We start from the raw sequence: 16,317 nt of genomic DNA, 5'->3' as shown, positions 1-16,317 counted from the left end.
TTTTTTCGTCTGAATGTTTATTCTGAATCTGGTGCCGCTTCTGGCTTGCGGTTAGACAAGAGTACAAACGGTAAATAGATGAAAACAGCAACCACAATACAGATAAGCTGTGTAATGACAGCGCCCATACTGCCAGCGGTGGACAGCCATGCATTCACAAGCGGCGGTGTCGTCCATGGCACCATCACGACCGCTTTTCCAGCGAATCCAGTAGCCGTCGCAATATAACCAATCGTACCTGTCACAAGCGGTGTGACGATAAATGGAATCGCCATCACAGGGTTTAGCATGACAGGTAATCCAAAAATAACGGGTTCATTGATGTTGAACAGTCCGGGTCCTGATGAGAGCTTGGCAATGCTTCGCATCTCTTCCCTTCTCCCAGCAATAAAAATCGCAACCAAAAGACCAATGGTCACACCTGAACCACCGATGCTCATATACACATCCCAAAACGGCATTGTGATGATATTCGGTATTTCTTTTCCCTCTTGAAATGCTGTCATATTCACTGCAATCGATCCTAATAAGAGCGGCTCCCGGATCGGCTTAATCATCTGGTTGCCATGGATGCCGATCACCCAGAAAAATTGCGCCACAAACATCAACGTTAAAATCCCAGGCAGCCCCTGTACAACACTTTCTAACGGACGCTGCACCACGTTATACACTGCTTCATGCAAATAAATGCCTGTCACACGATGAAATGCAAAGCCAAATGAACTAATGATTGTAATTGTAATGATAGATGGGAAAAGTGACGAAAAAGATGTTGCCACATTCGACGGAACCGAATCCGGCATCTTGATTTGCAGCCATTTCACCTCGGTCAGCTTACAAAAAATCTCCACAGATACGATCGCAATGATCATCCCTAAAAATAAGCTTTTTGGATCAGAAAATTGTCTTGCCAACACGTCAACAACCTCACGCATCGATCCATCGACTTCAAGAAGAAGTGTCGTTGGAATAACAGATATAAATGAAATCAATGCCATCAATCCTGGGAACAGAGATTTGTGACCGTTGATTTTCCCAAGCTCAATCCCAATGAGGAACACAGCTCCAATGGTTAAAAAGTTCAGTGTGGCATAATTGATTGCCTTCATAATAGGCTGAAGCTCTGCTAAAAACCTGAATATCTCAAAATGAGCAAGCCCTGTTTCCGGGCTCATGATCATATTCGCCACCAGTACAGCAAAAGCTCCTGTAATGATGATCGGCATCAGTGTGACAAATGCCTGTTTAATCGCCATAATATATTTCTGGTTGGTGATGCGATAAGCCACATGCCCCATGACATCTGCCGCTTTCTCCTTGAAGCTCATGATCCGTCTCCCCCTTTGCAAAAACTCGTGATATCCTCCTTTTTGATGTTATTTTAAAAGCGCTTTCATTAACATCTAATCTTTTTCCTCACAGATGCGGAAATGGGTATCGCGTTTTGTCATTTGGCTGCTCCAATACTTGAAGCGCAGCTGTCAGTTCTTCAAATGAAGCGGCTTTGATGAGTTGTTCCACCACTTCTTTCCGTTCTGTCAGCCGCACAAGAAATTGATAAAGCGACTGTAATTCTTTTTGATACGTCTTCTGGATGCTTAACAAGCATACGACTTGTACTCGATCTTCTCCCCACAGCACCGGCTTTTTCAACGTACAGATCGCACAAAACGTGTCATCTGTTGCCGGTTTAATTGGATGAGGAATCGCAACCAAATGACCGAAAGATGTGGGTGATACTTGCTCTCTTTCTAGCAATAATTGTTCAAACTCGTCTGGGATTCGATGCTGCTCCTTTAGAACGTTCACAAAAAATTGAAGAACCTCTTCCCTTGATTGGAGATCTTGCTGAAAAAATGTCAGCGCCGGACTCACATACCGCAAAACTCCTGTATCCTGTGAATTCTTCACAAATCGTTTCAGCCGCACAATATCATCGTCACTTAAAATCGTATGTACATCAATTACTGGCACCGGCAAAGTATTCTGAAGCGGAATCGTACTAATAATAAAATCAATGCTTCTCAAATCATACGAAGGAAGTTCCCCGACACTTGCAGTTCCAGCGATCTCCAGCCTTCCGCTAAAAGCTGCCGTGAGTTTATGAAGAAGAAGCTGGCTGCTGGCGACACCCGTCGCACACACAATAAGACATGTCTTTCTCACATGCTGTGATTTTGTCCGCTCGATTGCAGCCCCAATATGAAGTGCCAAATATCCGATTTCATCCTCAGGAATCTCAACACTCTCTTTTTCCTTCAGCCATCTGCCCATATAAACACCCGCCTCAAACGCAATGGGATAATGCCTTTTAATGTCTGGTAAATAAGGATTTCGGATGTTCATATCGTATCTAAAACGATGAATGGCTGAACGCAAATGAAGACTTAAACCAACGATCAGCTCCTTATCAAACTGAATATCAAGTGACATGTGATCCTCTACATAAGCAAGCAATTGGTGAGTGAAACGAAAATGATCTTCGTCCAGCAGATGAAATAGCGTATGGCCAGCCTCTCCATATGCCATCATCTTTGCCCCCATTAAGTGAATCGCGATGTACGCCATTTCTGATAGCGGAAAATCAATCGATAATACGCGGCGAATATCTTCAGCCATTTGTTGAGCTACCTGGAAAACTGGCTGTACTTGAATTTCTCTCAATTCCGCTTCTGGCATCTTGACCAGCTTTTTTTCTTCAATTCGTTTGCATGCGATAGCAATGTGGGTTACTAAATTACTTAAACCGATTTCTGATAGATGAAGTCCGGTGGCTTTTGTACGTGAACGCACGATGTCCTGAATCAATTGATACGTTTCTTCAGGTAACAGTGCAGCGTTCGCGTGCTCCTGCTGAAACACATGCTCTGCCATACAATATCTTAATTTCATTTCATCGCCTGTCAGACGAAGGCCATATTTAGGCCGGTGCGATATAGAAAGTCCATGCAATGAAAACAAGTGCCTGACAGCTTTCAAATCATTTTTCACTGTAGATTCACTCACAAATAATTCCTCTGCCAATGCCTCTAATTTGATATAGTCTTCTGACAGAAGCAGTCTTTTCAATAGATAAGCGACGCGATCCTCAGGCTGATTGGGAATGAACGGTTCCTTTTTCTCATTCCTTTCTCTCAGTGACGTTTTCAAAAATGTACGAAACGCTCCATAATCTTCAACGCTCAATGTATACCCTGCCCCGCGTTTAATATGCAGTGCGGCACCATGTTCTTCTAAGATCTTTTTAAGCGCTTTCATATCTGTTCGAATGGTTCGTGATGTGACTCCGATCACACGGGCAATTTCTTCACTTGTCAGTTCCTGCTCCGCTTGCATCAATCGTTTCAGAAGCTCCTCCTGACGTAGAGATAGCATGGGCTCTCCTCCCTTGGCATTTACTTTTGCCTATCATCATAAACGAAAATAGAACTCTTTGCCCAGTATTTCTTTCAAATCGGGAACCTTGATATGGCTCATTCGTATGAATATGAAACTAGAGGAGGGATGCATTATGGGTACTTTTATGTTTGTTGTCATATTAGTTTTTTTAGGAGCCATCATTGCCAACCAGTTCACATCAAAGGATAAACGTGCATCTGCTAAGCGTTCTGCACATCATAGCTCAACGACAAGCACTTATTCTGATTCGTATACCCATCACGCTTCTGATGCCTTCTGTGGGAGTGATTCAGGCGACAGCGGCGGTGGTGGATGTGACTAAACAAAAAAACAGCCGCCCTTTTAAGAGACGGCTGTTTCGTTTATGGTTTTAAAGAGCTTTCCAGCCCCGTTCAATCAAATGTTTAACATCCTTTGCAAAATCCTCGCCCTTTTCCATCACGTCCTGAGCTCTTCCTGCAAAATTACTGGCAACAGCCAGCTCCATTTTTTTCAATTCAAAGTGTAAGATTTTTTGATCAATCTCTGTTATATATTTTTCATATTCATTGTTGACGATGTCGTGCATCACGCTGTAAGCGTCTTTCCGGTGGCGATGAAAGTCGGTTCCTCTCTCGCCTTTCCATGACGAATCTAGTGCAGGCTTCTTGATTTCTTTGATATCTGACTGGGCAAGATCTTGTTCTGTTCGAATATTACTTTTGGCTGTCTTTAACCGAGAGATCATTTCGTCAAATTCTGCACGTTTGTTCTCAATTCCCATATGCAGATGGTGCAGCATCTCGGATAAACTCATGTCATCCACCTCTATCTGACCTCATACGAAAGCACGGCGTGAGCGCCTTTGGAAACCATCGACTCACTTGATTTTTCCAATCCTGACATTTCTATCGTTCTGCTTTCATTAACTATAGTATAAGGCGAAAAGCCTCAGGCTTAAATAGGGAAAAGGTGTCCTTTTAGCGACGTGTTTGGAAGAAAAACGGAATAATACAAGGTCTTACACCCTGAATTTTATATGAGTCTTTAATACCACAATCGCATTATGTCAATGGTACCCATAAATAAAAGCGATTGTGCTGATTATTTTGCAGCAATCGCTTCGTCTTGTTCTTTTAATGTTTTCACGTTAGAGCGTGTATCCTGAACATTTTTAATTAAGGCTTCTTTAAAGCTTGAGACCATTTCGCTCACTTCTGCTTCACGTGCCGTCCACTTGGTTACAAATTCAAGGCTGTTTTCACCCGCTTTATCTGCTGCTTTTTTCATCGCTAAAGCTTCGACGGCTTGGGAGACTTCATCTAGTTTATCCATGACTGTTTGGTAGTTTAACTTAATTTGTCCCATTGTGATATCCTCCAGATTTGTTCAGCACGAAACTCGTTTACAAGCTGCTCCATGCTTTTGAGATCAAGCGTTTTGCGTCCTCTACTGCGTCTTCTCCTTTTTCAGCAAGACGTGCGGCGTCTCCAGCTAAGGAACTGGCAAAGGATAACGCAGCTTGTTCTGCTTCTAATGTACTGATTTTGAATTCGATGCGGCTCACGTATCGTGGGTATTTGTCGTTCACGATTGTTTGCAGCGCATCATGTGCTTCATTTCGGTCCGTTTTGAAATCCTGGCTTCGCTCACCTTTCCAAGAGGTCCCAAGCTTTGGCTGCTTGATTTGTTTTAAATCTGTTTCTGCGGCATCTTGTTCACGTTCAACCTTGCTTTTCGCCTTTTTGAGCCGAGCGATTTTCTCTTCAATTTCTGCTTTTTTATTTGAAATGCCACCGTTAAGGGCAGACAGCATATCCGATAAGCTCATATGGGTTCCTCCTCCTGTCAAAAAATAAAAACGCTGCTTAGAGTCTCTCTAAACGAGCGTAAGGTGAATAGCACTTTTTCCAATATTGTTATTATAAGGTTCAAAGACTCATGTTTGAATAGGGATTTGTACCCTTTTTATGGGATAAATATGCTTTCATTCTGCTCCTCACTCCCCCTTTCGACCTCTTTTATAGGAGGTCTAAATTCCTGTTCGTTTGCTATATGTCACATATAGTCTCACGGTCCTAGGACAAACAAAGCCGCCCCGTTCAGGAGCGGCTTTTGCAAACGGCTTATGAGGCCGATTCTTCTCTTTCTTGTTGATCTTTCACGTACCAAATGAATTTACCCGTATATCCGTAAATGATCGCAAGACCAATGGCGACAAAGCTCAACCACATAAATGGTAAATAAGAGAATGTCGATACGCCAAGAATTCCTGCCATGTAAATACCGTTATCTGACCATGGAACCATACCAGAGGTCATTGTTCCCCCGACCTCAGCGTTTCTTGATAGAACGCGTCTGTCTATTTTTAATTTATCATAGCTTTTTTCCATAATTTTCGGTGTAAGAATTAATGAAACGTACATTGCACAGCCGAAGATATTTGCGAAGAATGCAACAACAAGTGTAGATAGGGTGACATTCCCTGCATTATATAATTTCTTCTCGAAAGTAGCGACAATCACTTTTAAGACGCCGAGATATTCAAGTACTCCACCAAAACCAAGTCCGAGAATAATGACCACTAGAGATCCAAGCATATTCACAATACCGCCGCGATTTAACAGCGTATTTAAGAATTCTACATCTGAATTAATAGAGAAGCCATTGTATGCTGAACCAATCGCATCTGCTGGATTCATTCCTTGGAAAGCCATCGCCCAAATTGCTCCTAAAAGAGCACCAATGGCTATAACAGGCATTGAAGGTTTCTTAAATACGAGCAGTAATACAACCACTATTGCTGGAATGACCATCCAAATATTGATTGTGAATGTATCATGAAGAGCATTTTTCAAAAATTCTACTTTACCTTGATCAATGTTGCGTCCGCCATACATAAAGCCTGTAACTGTAAACATAATCGCTGTAATCACAAAGGCTGGTATGGATAAAACCATCATTGCTCGAACATGCGCCAGCACGTCCACTTTTGAAAGTGAGGAAGCGAGTACTGTACTATCTGATAATGGGGATAATTTATCTCCAAAATAAGCACCAGATAAGACGGCCCCTGCCACGATCGGAAGTGGAATTCCAAGACCTTCACCAATTGCGATCATCGCAATCCCTGCCGTTCCAACTGTACCCCAAGAAGTTCCTGTTGCAATGGACATGATTGCACAGATGACAAGTGTAGCTAATAAGAAAATATTAGGATGAATAAACTCTAGACCATAGTAGATGAGCGTAGGAACAACTCCACCTGCAATCCATGTTCCAACAAGTGCACCTACTGCAATTAAGATCAAAATAGCTTCTAATCCATTCGATATCCCTTTTGTGATCGCATTTTGGAGATCCTTATAGGAATGCCCCAATCGAATACCTAAAGCAATAACCATAAACCATGAGATAAACAATGCTAACTGAATATCTAATTTGAAGTAAAGAGTAAATGATAAAACAATTGCTAAAAACAAGCCAAGTACAGCTACGACCTCTAAAATAGATGGTAGACGTGGTGATTTCATTGTGTTTCCTCCCTTTGTGCGTGCGTTAAGCGTTTTCAAAATATTGTGAAAAAAGTGTGTCAATTCGAAAGAAAGTGAATTGCCTGTTTTTCTCTTTTTCACAGGCAATTCCTCATATTAATAAAATAAAATTTTTGATATTATTATCGCTCTAGGAGCTCTGCACCCGCAATGCCAGGCTTTGTCATCTCGAATGGATTTAAGATAATATCAAGTTCTTCTTCCGTTAAAACATCGTACTGCAAGCAAAGATCTCTGATCGATTGCCCTGTTAAAATGGCTTCTCTTGCAATTCTAGCGGCTGCTTCATAGCCTAAGTGAGGGTTCACGGCAGTGATCACGCCTGCACTTTTTTCTACATATTCTTTCAAACGTATTTCATTTGCTTCAATGTCCGCTAAGCAATGATCTGTGAATGAGCGGAACCCGTTATTCATTATACTAATAGACTGAAGCAAGTTAAAGACCAAAACAGGCTCCATCACATTTAACTCAAGCTGGCCTGCTTCAGAAGCAAGACAGATCGTGTGATCGTTCCCAATGACTTGGAATGCGATTTGGTTAATGAGCTCTGCCATGACTGGATTGACTTTCCCAGGCATGATGGATGATCCAGGCTGGCGGGCTGGCAATGCGATTTCAGCAAGACCTGCGCGCGGACCAGATGCCATTAAGCGAAGGTCATTGGCAATCTTAGACATGTTCATCATACATACTTTTAATGCGGCGGATACTTCTGTGTAAGCATCTGTATTTTGCGTTGCATCCACGAGATGCTCTGCGCCTACAAGAGGAAGACCAGATATATCAGCGAGCTTCTTCACCACGATTTCAATATAACGAGGATCTGCGTTTAAGCCTGTCCCAACAGCTGTTGCACCCATATTGACTTCATATAAATGCTGTTTTGATTGGTTGATCCGCTTAATATCACGGCTCAGCACACGGCTGTAAGCTTCAAATTCCTGTCCCAAACGGATTGGAACAGCATCCTGAAGGTGCGTACGTCCCATTTTGATCACATGATCGAATTCTTTTGCTTTCTTTTGAAAAACGTCCTGCATGGCTTGCATCGTTTCAAGCAGAATGTCTAACTGCTTGAGCACAGCAATGTGGATCGCCGTTGGGAATGAATCATTCGTTGATTGTGACATGTTCACATGTGTGTTTGGGCTTAAATGGATGTATTCACCCTTTTGATGTCCCATGATTTCTAGCGCTCTGTTTCCAATCACTTCATTGGCATTCATATTCATGGACGTTCCTGCGCCGCCTTGAATTGGATCGACAATAAAGTACTCGTGCAGCTTGCCTTCAATGACTTCGTCAGACGCTTGAACGATGGCATTTCCAATGCCCTCATATAAACGTCCAACTTCCATATTGGCTTGAGCTGCTGCTTTTTTCACGATGGCAAAGGCTCTGATTAGTTCCTCGTGCATCCGATATCCTGTAATCGGGAAATTCTCTTTTGCACGAAGGGTTTGAACCCCATAATACACGTCTGCTGGAATTTCTTTTTCACCAAGAAAATCCTTCTCATAGCGATAAGTTGCTTGAACCATCTCTTATGACCTGCTTTCTATAGAATAGTTAAATCACTAAATCTTCTGCGATTGGCGTTTCCATAATCTTTTTGACTTCTCTTGGATCTGTTGTTTTGCCTAGTGCCCACATCAGTTTCGGCACGATGGCTTCTGTATTCATATTTCTTGAACGCGCCACCAATTCTTGATTGATCTTGCGTCCTACCTCATACACACTCATGTCTTCTCCTTCTTCAAGACACTGAGTGGTGATGACAACAGAAATGCCTTCTTCCAGCAATTCGTTGATCTTTTCTAAAAGGTTTCTTCCTTCGAAAGGAATTCCGCCGCTGCCGTAGCTTTCAATGACGACGCCTTTGTACATGCTTTTGACTGCATCTAAAAATTCTGGCTTCAGGCCTGGGTGCAATTTTAACAGACACACATCTGTGTTCAAGGATGCATCTAATTTAAGCGGTTTCATTGGTGTTCTTTTTACTTTGCTATTGTATTCAATTTGATGGTTTTCAATTGATGCAATATATGGGTAGTTAATGCTTTCAAATGCATCGTAGCTTTTCGTTCTTAGTTTGATCGCACGTGTTCCTTGGATGACCCTGCCATCAAACACGACATACACGCCGCCAACACCGTCACATGCAAAGCGAATCGCATCTGTGATGTTTTTCTTCGCATCTGTTTTCTTAAAAGTAATCGGAATTTGTGAACCTGTAATCACGATCGGCTTATCAGGATTTTGCAGCATATAAGACAGCGCTGCTGATGTATAGGCCATTGTATCGGTTCCGTGAGTAACGACAAACCCGTCATACTGGTCATAATTCTCATAAATGGCTGTTGCGATATCAACCCAGTATTCAGGCTGCATATTTGTACTATCTATACTCATTAGGGACTTTGTGTCCATTGTATATTCTGCATTAATTTCGTTTAAATAGCTCAAAAGATCCTCAGCTTTAACACCTGGAGCTAAACCATTTTCACTCTCTACAGATGCAATCGTCCCACCAGTCGTTAAAAGCAATAATTTCTTCAACAGGTCCACCTCTTTCGTAAAATTACTTCGTTTGTCACACATATTATAAGCTAGCTTGTGCTATTCTATAATATACGCTTTACGCGTACCTTCATTGCCATTATAGTCACATAACGCGAATTAATCAAGAAATTGTTACGCATAACGCGTACATTCTATGTCAAAATATGATATACTGTTGTTGTAAATAAAGGAGCGTTCATGTATGATACTCGATCGTTTAACCACCCTTAGAAAAAAGAAAAAATGGTCTCTCCAGCATACGGCAGATCGCCTAGGTATCGCCAAAAGCACCTATGCCGGTTACGAATCTGGGTACCGACGACCTTCGCTTGAAGCAGTGAAGCTGCTGGCTGATTTGTATGATACGTCCATTGATTTTTTACTTGGTAGAACGGACGAGCCAGAGATACAACGCAAAATCTCTGATATCAAAATTGAACTGACGGAAGCAAAAGAAGGAACCATTTATGTAGACGGCGTTCCCCTAAATGATGAAGAAATCAAACAGCTTGTTGCCTTTATTCGGGCGAAAAACACTCTAAAAGTATAAACACAGAAAAGAGAGGCTCCTTATAAACAGGTGCCTCTCTTTCCTTTTCCAATCTCAATATGAGGACGACAGCTGGCTTAATTCCTCTAGCCGCCGCTTCGCTTCTTCTTTATTAAACGAACTATAATAGCGATAATTCTCCTCATCTAAGATGCGGTAATGCTGACTAAGTACATTTTGCTGAAGGCGAAACGTGCCTTTTTTGACAGACGTCCTCCACCAAACCTTGCCGCCAATCGTACGCTCTACTGATAGATGTAATTCATCATGTGCCACAACTTCCAAAATCTCGAGCGGGTCATCCCCAAGAGTCCCTTTCAAAATGTCACTATCTCTGAATAATGCACATACGGCCGCGGATTGCGTCCAGTTGAGACGCAGCCTGTTTTTTTCAACCTGCTGTAGATGCCGTTTTGATAGACCAAGTACCTCCGCCATACGATCCTGCGTATAATCCTTTTCTTTTCGAATCCGTGCCATTTGTTCTGTGACGAGGTCGATTACCATCTCTTTATCCATCTCTCATCACCTCTTTCGAGTGTTCAGTCTTTACTGACATCATACACGATTTCTTCGAAAAAGTGGCGCCTCATCCTATAGAATTCTGACAAAGGCAGCTTAGTCGCTCTTCTCTTCTCCTTGGCCATGCTGCTGTCTCCAATTTTCTTGGGCTGTCTGATGTAAATATGGATAGATCTCCTGTTTGACGGTCTGCTCAAATACTTCTTCATCTAAAATGCTGTACGCCGGAATTTTGATCAATTTCCCATCCACTTTCCGAATGAGCACATCCATGAAAAGAAATCCTCTTATACTGTAACGATGCCTGCGCATGTCAATTGATTGAATATCTTGAAAAGGAACCGTCCGCTCCCGGTGCAGTACAGCGCCATTCTCTCCGCGCTGAATGCGAAAAATCACATTTCCCCTCTTCGTAAAAGCAGGCAAAATCATCAAAAAGGAGATCCAGCCATAGACAATACCTAATAGTCCGCCTAAAAATAAAAACAATGTATAGTTCGATTCAAATGTAAGAGCTTCTGAAAATAACCAAATACCGATGATACCGAAGCCGCCCGTTGCTAAGAATGCCCATACTCTTAAAAAAGGTCTGCTCCTTACTTCTATTACTTCACTTGGATTCAAGCGTCATTCTCCTTTTCTCCATTAGAATATAGAACGTAACCCGTCTTGATGAGCCGTCTCAATGCGAAATTGATTTTCTTTTATTCCTGATACAAGCCAAGATTGGTTCTCACCTGGAATCACAAATATCATGGACTCCACATCAGGCGTATTATTTTTGTCATAGACGACCTTCATGAGAGAGTCCAGCTTTCCTTTTCTCGTCTGTATATCAGAAACAAATGCCTTCACGAGCTCTTGATTCTCTGCTTTATTCAGGAAGGATGGCCACTCATTTTTCGCTTCGCTTGCCTGTTCTAACAGCATTTCAAATTCCTCTGCCTGCAGGCTGATGACAGGTTCAGGGTGATCATTCATCTGTATGTTGAAAAAGGCTGTCACTTGCTCCTCTGCCTGCTGATCGCCGTCCAGTTTGCGAATCTGATGCACTTGTTGATCATAAAGCGTATGATGCGCATATACACCCGCTTGTGTTGTGTGAAAAGAGGTGCTGACTTCTTCATCTGTGTCTCCAAATTTAGATGCCTTGATCGTGTGAGAGGCATCATTCATCGCCTGGATGAAATGACGGTATTCCGCTTTATAACGGTATTGTCTGTTTCGAAATTCCAGTACACCTTTTGCAAGCAAAGAGCGGCACGCAATTTCAAATAAAAACCCCAAGCGCTCGTCCTCTACTTCAGGATAATAAGCCTCCTTTAAGGACATGCCTTGTTCAAAATAGCCTTCACTGTAAAAACTAAAGATGAGTTCCTCAATACTTAGACTTAGCTGATCCAACTTGATCTCTCCTTATCCAAAAGAAAATGCACCCTTCAAGAAATCGCCTGCACCCTTTATGAGCGAATCTGCGGTTTCTTTTGTTTTTTCTATCCCTTTATGTATCACTTGATTTGCCTGATCAATGGTATCATTCACTGCTTTCACACCTTGACCCGCCAGTTCGAATGCTTTTTTCCCTTTATCCACGACTGCATGAATCGGATCCTTTAATTTCACTGCCATCTGTTCAGCAAAACCGGATGTCAGCTTGGCGACTTTTTCTCCAATAAATCCACCTACTGCTGAACCAATGGCTCCGCCAACAACGGTTCCAATCGGACCTGCAAAGCTGCCAAGAGCCCCGCCGACAACGGCACCTGCGACAGAACCGCCAGCGATAAAGACCGTATTGTTCACTGCATTTCCAACAGCCTTTGCATTTTCACGCTTAAGAACTTCGGGCTGATCACCGAATTCTGCATAGTTCTCGGCAATTTTCAATCCACAGCCAACCGTTTCTGTTGCACCAGTGACAACTGTTGCAATAATGGCATTTCCTTTCGCAAATCTTGCGCCATTTTTCAGAACAGACTTAATCGCAGCCGTGTCCTTCCAATTAATACTTCCTTTTGTAAAATCACGAACACTGTTTGTGAACGCAACTGTATCGTCAGGATAAAATTTTGTGAATTTCTTATGGACCAAGTCAGCCATCGGCCAGTTCGATCGTTTTAATAATTCTTTTTTACTCAGCCAAATCCTTGCTAACCGGTCAAATCTCGTTCCTTCTACCCGGCTGGTCAGATCAAGCAGCAGCTTTGAATGCTGCGCTGCATATCGGCCATTCTCTTTAATGAAAGTCGTCATCCCAAGCCCGTAATATTTCGCCTGCATCATCACGATACCAGCTAAGCTCGTGAGTGTACCATATTGATCATAGATACTGTACAATTTCCGCAATATATCATCTGCTTCGACCATTTTATCCGTTGCATGACGAATGGCAATATCATCACTGCTCAATTTGCTGATTAATGCCTGTCCTGCTCCCCATGCATCCCCGACACCAGAAAAACAGCTTCTATACCGAGGATCGCAGCCTAAAATGAGCCCGTCCAGTTGACTATGTAAATCGCGGTGCTTCGTTTCAATGGCTGACAGCTCACCTACAAAATCATTCGCCAGCCCAGTCAGCTGATCTGGATCAACCACAATGTCACGTGCCATCACCTCATCTCCCTTCTCGGTTTCTTTCTCTCCGTTCTTCTCGTCTCTTTCGCTCAAGCTCTTCCATTCTGGCAATTTCAGCTTTACGCTCCTCAATTTTGACCGCTGCATCCCGCAGTTCCTGACTTGTTTCAAGCAAATCTTTTTCAAATTGATCGTAGCGTGCCGTTGTTTCTTCAAAGCTTTGATCAAATTTATCCCTTGCTTCTCCCTGCCAGCCTGATCCTACTGCCTTCAGACGATTTTCCAGCAGCTGCTTGGACTGCCGAATCTCATCAGCCGCTTCCTGAAACTTTTGAGCGAGTGCCAGCGTTTGACTAGAATCCAACTTTCGCACCCCTTTCTCCCAATTTAACGTACAAATGGATGATTTTATATGTCCCCATTATAAATAAAAAGACACCCAAAAAAATCACCCTAAAGAACCATTCAGCACATTACCTAATGAAAGTAGGCCTTTTTCCTCTCTAATTGCCAGAGAAAGCCTTTCTTGTTATGAAGCGCATTCAAGACGTGATAAAATGGACGTATTCTACAAAAGGAGTGACGTATAGATGAAAGAGGAAATGATTCAGCGTTTCACAAGTTATGTGAAGGTAGATACGCAGTCAGATGCAGAAAAGGAAAGCTGCCCATCTACTGAAGGACAATTGAACCTGGCGAGACAGCTTGTTGAAGAGATGAAATCCATCGGGATTCAAGAAGTGACTATGGATGAAAACGGCTATGTCATGGGAACAATCCCATCTAACACAGACAAAGATGTGCCGACCATTGGCTTCCTGGCTCATATCGACACAGCCACTGACTTCACCGGCAAAAATGTAAAACCGCAGCTTCATGAGAACTATCGAGGCGGCGACATTACCTTAAATGAAGATCTACATATCGTTTTATCTCCACAACAGTTTCCAAATTTACAAAAGTACCAAGGACATACACTGATCACTACAGATGGCACAACCCTGCTTGGTGCAGATAACAAAGCTGGTATCGCAGAAATTATGACAGCTATGCATCACCTCATTGAACACCCAGAAATCAAGCATGGAAAAATCCGCGTCGCTTTTACGCCAGATGAAGAGATTGGCAGAGGGCCGCACAAGTTTGATGTTGATGCCTTTGGCGCTTCCTATGCGTACACAATTGACGGCGGACCGCTTGGCGAGCTGCAATATGAAAGCTTCAACGCAGCAGGCGCGAAAGTATCCATTAAAGGAAACAATGTCCACCCAGGGACAGCAAAAGATAAAATGGTCAGCGCTGCGAAAATTGGGATGCTCTTTCACAACAAACTGCCTTCTGACGAATCTCCGGAGTATACAGAAGGCTACGAAGGCTTTTTCCACCTGACGAAATTTGTAGGGGAAGTAGAAGAGGCTGAGTTGCAATATATTATCCGAGATTTTGATAAAGAGAAATTCAACAATCGCAAGGCACTGTTTGAAAAAATAGCAAATGACTTAAAAGCCATCTACGGAGAAAACAGCATCGCCCTCAGCATTCAGGATCAGTATTATAATATGAGAGAAAAAATTGAGCCGGTAAAACATATTGTGGACATTGCTCATGAAGCCATGGAAAATCGCTCAGTAACACCGGTCATCGAACCAATCCGTGGCGGCACAGACGGCTCCCAGCTTTCATATAAAGGTCTCCCAACGCCAAACATCTTTACTGGCGGGGAAAACTTCCACGGCAAATATGAATTTATTTCAGTTGAAAACATGGTGAAAGCAACCGAGGTTATCGTTGAAATTGCCCGTTTATTTGAAGAAAAAGCATAAACATGTTTACAACCGTTCCTGTTCGGGAACGGTTTTTTAATAAAAGTTTACAATTTTCCGAAACTTTTATGACACTTATTCGTACTAATAGAGACAACCCCAGAAAAAATTCTTCTTGACGAGTGAAATAACTGGAAATATAATAGTTAAAAACAACCAGTATTTTAGACCTAAAATAGCAGATCGAATGAATCTTAAGAACTAAACCAAGTCTGCTGCTTATTTTCAGTTATAAACATCACTCACCCTGTCTACACTTAAAGAATAGGATGAATTGGAGGAATGTCATATGATGATTTTATTGATTATCGCTTCACTTTGCTGCTACTTACTATTCTCTTTCAAAAAAGATAACCGCACCCAAAAAAGAAAAAGCGCAGAGCTTTCGGAGTTTGAAATCTTTCGTATGCGCCGCCACTACAACGGAAAACGCCGTCACCCACTAAACGATGCACCTAAACAAGTATAAATCCAAATAAAAGAGCCTCACGAGGGGCTCTTTTTGTTGAATAAACAGCAAAAAACGACCACTGAATCTGGTCGTTTTTCTTTTTATTTATATACCTTCGCAGGCACTTGAATCAAAGGAATTCCAACATAATAAGGTGAAATTTCATATGGCTGGAAGACAACAGCAATTCCCTTTTTCGTGAAGTAATACTGCGTGTTGTAGTTGATTTCAATGTCGCTTTTTTTCAGGTTTGCGTAGAATTTGCTTTTATGTTTCTTTGTGTAGTTATAAATATAATCTCTTACTTTCGTACGCTTTTTCTTTGTTTTCACAACGTCTGTCAAGAACAGCTGCTTTGTTTTTTTCTTTGTTAACACATAGTTCATGCTGGAAACCATTGTGTCTCCGTGTGCTCCACCGTTATACATGTAATCATAGTTTAAGATACTCAGTTTCTTACCATTATTAAATTTCGTTTTATACGTTCTCTCATACGTGACCTTCCCGTAGCCTTCCTTTTTCGCTTCGTCCTTTAAAAACAAGTACGTAGAATAAGAGAAAGCGATATCTTCTTTTAAATCACGATTGATGGTTTTCATATGCGTCTTGCTTAGGTTTTTCACCTGTGCATATTTGAACGTTTTTTTCTTTTTATAATAGTGTGTGCTTACTTTTGCTTTTTTTGCTTGTTTGGCATCCGCAGATCCAACTGGCGCAAACAAGGAAACAATCAGTGAGAAAATAAGCAGGCTGATCGTTAGGCCTTTTTTCATTGTCATAGTAAAAACCCCCATTTTTGTCTATTACCAAATGAGTATACCATGACAAAAGAACCAAAAGAAGTATTTTTTCCATATTATTCTTCATTTTTCCACATCGGGTTTGTTTACCGTTTTC

The 16,317-nt window shown here is 42.0% G+C and carries 18 protein-coding genes; 4 read left to right on the top strand and 14 right to left on the bottom strand.

Annotated features, from left to right (window positions below; all coding sequences use genetic code 11):
* Positions 1 to 17 precede the first annotated feature (17 nt).
* Together AAZR19_RS07235 and AAZR19_RS07230 are read right to left on the bottom strand one after the other, a co-directional pair.
* Positions 18 to 1,328 carry a PTS sugar transporter subunit IIC gene (locus AAZR19_RS07235; protein WP_024423901.1) on the bottom strand — a complete coding sequence of 437 codons (1,311 nt, stop codon included), beginning with the start codon at positions 1,326 to 1,328 and terminating at the stop codon, positions 18 to 20.
* Between the two features lie 88 nt (positions 1,329 to 1,416).
* Positions 1,417 to 3,375 carry a BglG family transcription antiterminator gene (locus tag AAZR19_RS07230; RefSeq protein ID WP_434702731.1) on the bottom strand — a complete coding sequence of 653 codons (1,959 nt, stop codon included), beginning with the start codon at positions 3,373 to 3,375 and terminating at the stop codon, positions 1,417 to 1,419.
* A gap of 136 nt (positions 3,376 to 3,511) precedes the next feature.
* Between AAZR19_RS07230 and AAZR19_RS07225 the strand changes: the two genes are divergently transcribed.
* On the top strand, positions 3,512 to 3,721 hold the full coding sequence (locus tag AAZR19_RS07225; RefSeq protein ID WP_229137077.1) for a hypothetical protein: 210 nt from the start codon (positions 3,512 to 3,514) through the stop codon (positions 3,719 to 3,721).
* A 48-nt stretch (positions 3,722 to 3,769) separates the two neighbouring features.
* Here the strand turns inward: AAZR19_RS07225 and AAZR19_RS07220 are convergent, their stop codons facing one another.
* The 6 genes from AAZR19_RS07220 to AAZR19_RS07195 all read right to left on the bottom strand — a co-directional run bounded on the left by AAZR19_RS07220 (position 3,770) and on the right by AAZR19_RS07195 (position 9,494).
* Entirely contained in the window at positions 3,770 to 4,195 is a 426-nt protein-coding gene (locus AAZR19_RS07220) for a YwqH-like family protein (RefSeq protein ID WP_041087582.1), read from the bottom strand.
* Positions 4,196 to 4,482: 287 nt separating this feature from the next.
* Positions 4,483 to 4,746: a YwqI/YxiC family protein gene (locus AAZR19_RS07215; protein WP_024423905.1), complete on the bottom strand. Its 264-nt coding sequence runs from the start codon at positions 4,744 to 4,746 to the stop codon at positions 4,483 to 4,485.
* A gap of 37 nt (positions 4,747 to 4,783) precedes the next feature.
* Complete coding sequence (locus tag AAZR19_RS07210) at positions 4,784 to 5,209, bottom strand: YwqH-like family protein (protein WP_041118256.1); 426 nt, start codon at positions 5,207 to 5,209, stop codon at positions 4,784 to 4,786.
* A 295-nt stretch (positions 5,210 to 5,504) separates the two neighbouring features.
* Positions 5,505 to 6,911, bottom strand: coding sequence for a Na+/H+ antiporter NhaC (gene nhaC / locus AAZR19_RS07205; RefSeq protein ID WP_434702727.1), 1,407 nt, complete (start codon positions 6,909 to 6,911; stop codon positions 5,505 to 5,507).
* 143 nt (positions 6,912 to 7,054) lie between these two features.
* Positions 7,055 to 8,476 carry an aspartate ammonia-lyase gene (gene aspA, locus AAZR19_RS07200; protein ID WP_041108405.1) on the bottom strand — a complete coding sequence of 474 codons (1,422 nt, stop codon included), beginning with the start codon at positions 8,474 to 8,476 and terminating at the stop codon, positions 7,055 to 7,057.
* 28 nt (positions 8,477 to 8,504) lie between these two features.
* Complete coding sequence (locus AAZR19_RS07195) at positions 8,505 to 9,494, bottom strand: asparaginase (protein WP_024427527.1); 990 nt, start codon at positions 9,492 to 9,494, stop codon at positions 8,505 to 8,507.
* Between the two features lie 205 nt (positions 9,495 to 9,699).
* Here AAZR19_RS07195 and AAZR19_RS07190 point away from each other — a divergent pair, with 205 nt between their 5' ends.
* On the top strand, positions 9,700 to 10,047 hold the full coding sequence (locus AAZR19_RS07190) for a helix-turn-helix domain-containing protein (RefSeq protein ID WP_024427528.1): 348 nt from the start codon (positions 9,700 to 9,702) through the stop codon (positions 10,045 to 10,047).
* A 54-nt stretch (positions 10,048 to 10,101) separates the two neighbouring features.
* On the opposite strand, the gene AAZR19_RS07185 is transcribed toward AAZR19_RS07190, so the two are convergent.
* From AAZR19_RS07185 to AAZR19_RS07165, 5 genes are all read right to left on the bottom strand, one after another.
* Positions 10,102 to 10,566, bottom strand: coding sequence for a helix-turn-helix domain-containing protein (locus AAZR19_RS07185; protein ID WP_041108407.1), 465 nt, complete (start codon positions 10,564 to 10,566; stop codon positions 10,102 to 10,104).
* 99 nt (positions 10,567 to 10,665) lie between these two features.
* Positions 10,666 to 11,193, bottom strand: coding sequence for a YfjD family protein (locus AAZR19_RS07180; RefSeq protein WP_076840539.1), 528 nt, complete (start codon positions 11,191 to 11,193; stop codon positions 10,666 to 10,668).
* A 21-nt stretch (positions 11,194 to 11,214) separates the two neighbouring features.
* A complete protein-coding gene (locus AAZR19_RS07175; RefSeq protein WP_041108411.1) occupies positions 11,215 to 11,973 on the bottom strand; it encodes a hypothetical protein in 759 nt (252 codons plus the stop codon).
* A 12-nt stretch (positions 11,974 to 11,985) separates the two neighbouring features.
* Positions 11,986 to 13,182, bottom strand: a complete 1,197-nt coding sequence (locus AAZR19_RS07170; protein ID WP_434702723.1) for a DUF6861 domain-containing protein — start codon at positions 13,180 to 13,182, stop codon at positions 11,986 to 11,988.
* 4 nt (positions 13,183 to 13,186) lie between these two features.
* Complete coding sequence (locus tag AAZR19_RS07165) at positions 13,187 to 13,510, bottom strand: WXG100 family type VII secretion target (RefSeq protein WP_024427532.1); 324 nt, start codon at positions 13,508 to 13,510, stop codon at positions 13,187 to 13,189.
* A gap of 226 nt (positions 13,511 to 13,736) precedes the next feature.
* Here AAZR19_RS07165 and pepT point away from each other — a divergent pair, with 226 nt between their 5' ends.
* Together pepT and AAZR19_RS07155 are read left to right on the top strand one after the other, a co-directional pair.
* On the top strand, positions 13,737 to 14,969 hold the full coding sequence (gene pepT / locus AAZR19_RS07160; protein WP_434702721.1) for a peptidase T: 1,233 nt from the start codon (positions 13,737 to 13,739) through the stop codon (positions 14,967 to 14,969).
* A gap of 289 nt (positions 14,970 to 15,258) precedes the next feature.
* On the top strand, positions 15,259 to 15,438 hold the full coding sequence (locus AAZR19_RS07155) for a hypothetical protein (protein ID WP_008345664.1): 180 nt from the start codon (positions 15,259 to 15,261) through the stop codon (positions 15,436 to 15,438).
* Positions 15,439 to 15,521: 83 nt separating this feature from the next.
* On the opposite strand, the gene AAZR19_RS07150 is transcribed toward AAZR19_RS07155, so the two are convergent.
* On the bottom strand, positions 15,522 to 16,199 hold the full coding sequence (locus AAZR19_RS07150) for a DUF3298 and DUF4163 domain-containing protein (RefSeq protein ID WP_434702719.1): 678 nt from the start codon (positions 16,197 to 16,199) through the stop codon (positions 15,522 to 15,524).
* Between the last annotated feature and the right edge of the window lie 118 nt (positions 16,200 to 16,317).

Source organism: Bacillus sp. Je.9.29.b (genome assembly GCF_051129925.1).
GTDB classification, from domain to species: Bacteria; Bacillota; Bacilli; order Bacillales; family Bacillaceae; genus Bacillus; species Bacillus safensis.
The sequence above is the reverse complement of the archived record's forward strand: the minus strand, read 5'-3'. Positions and strand labels throughout refer to the sequence as shown.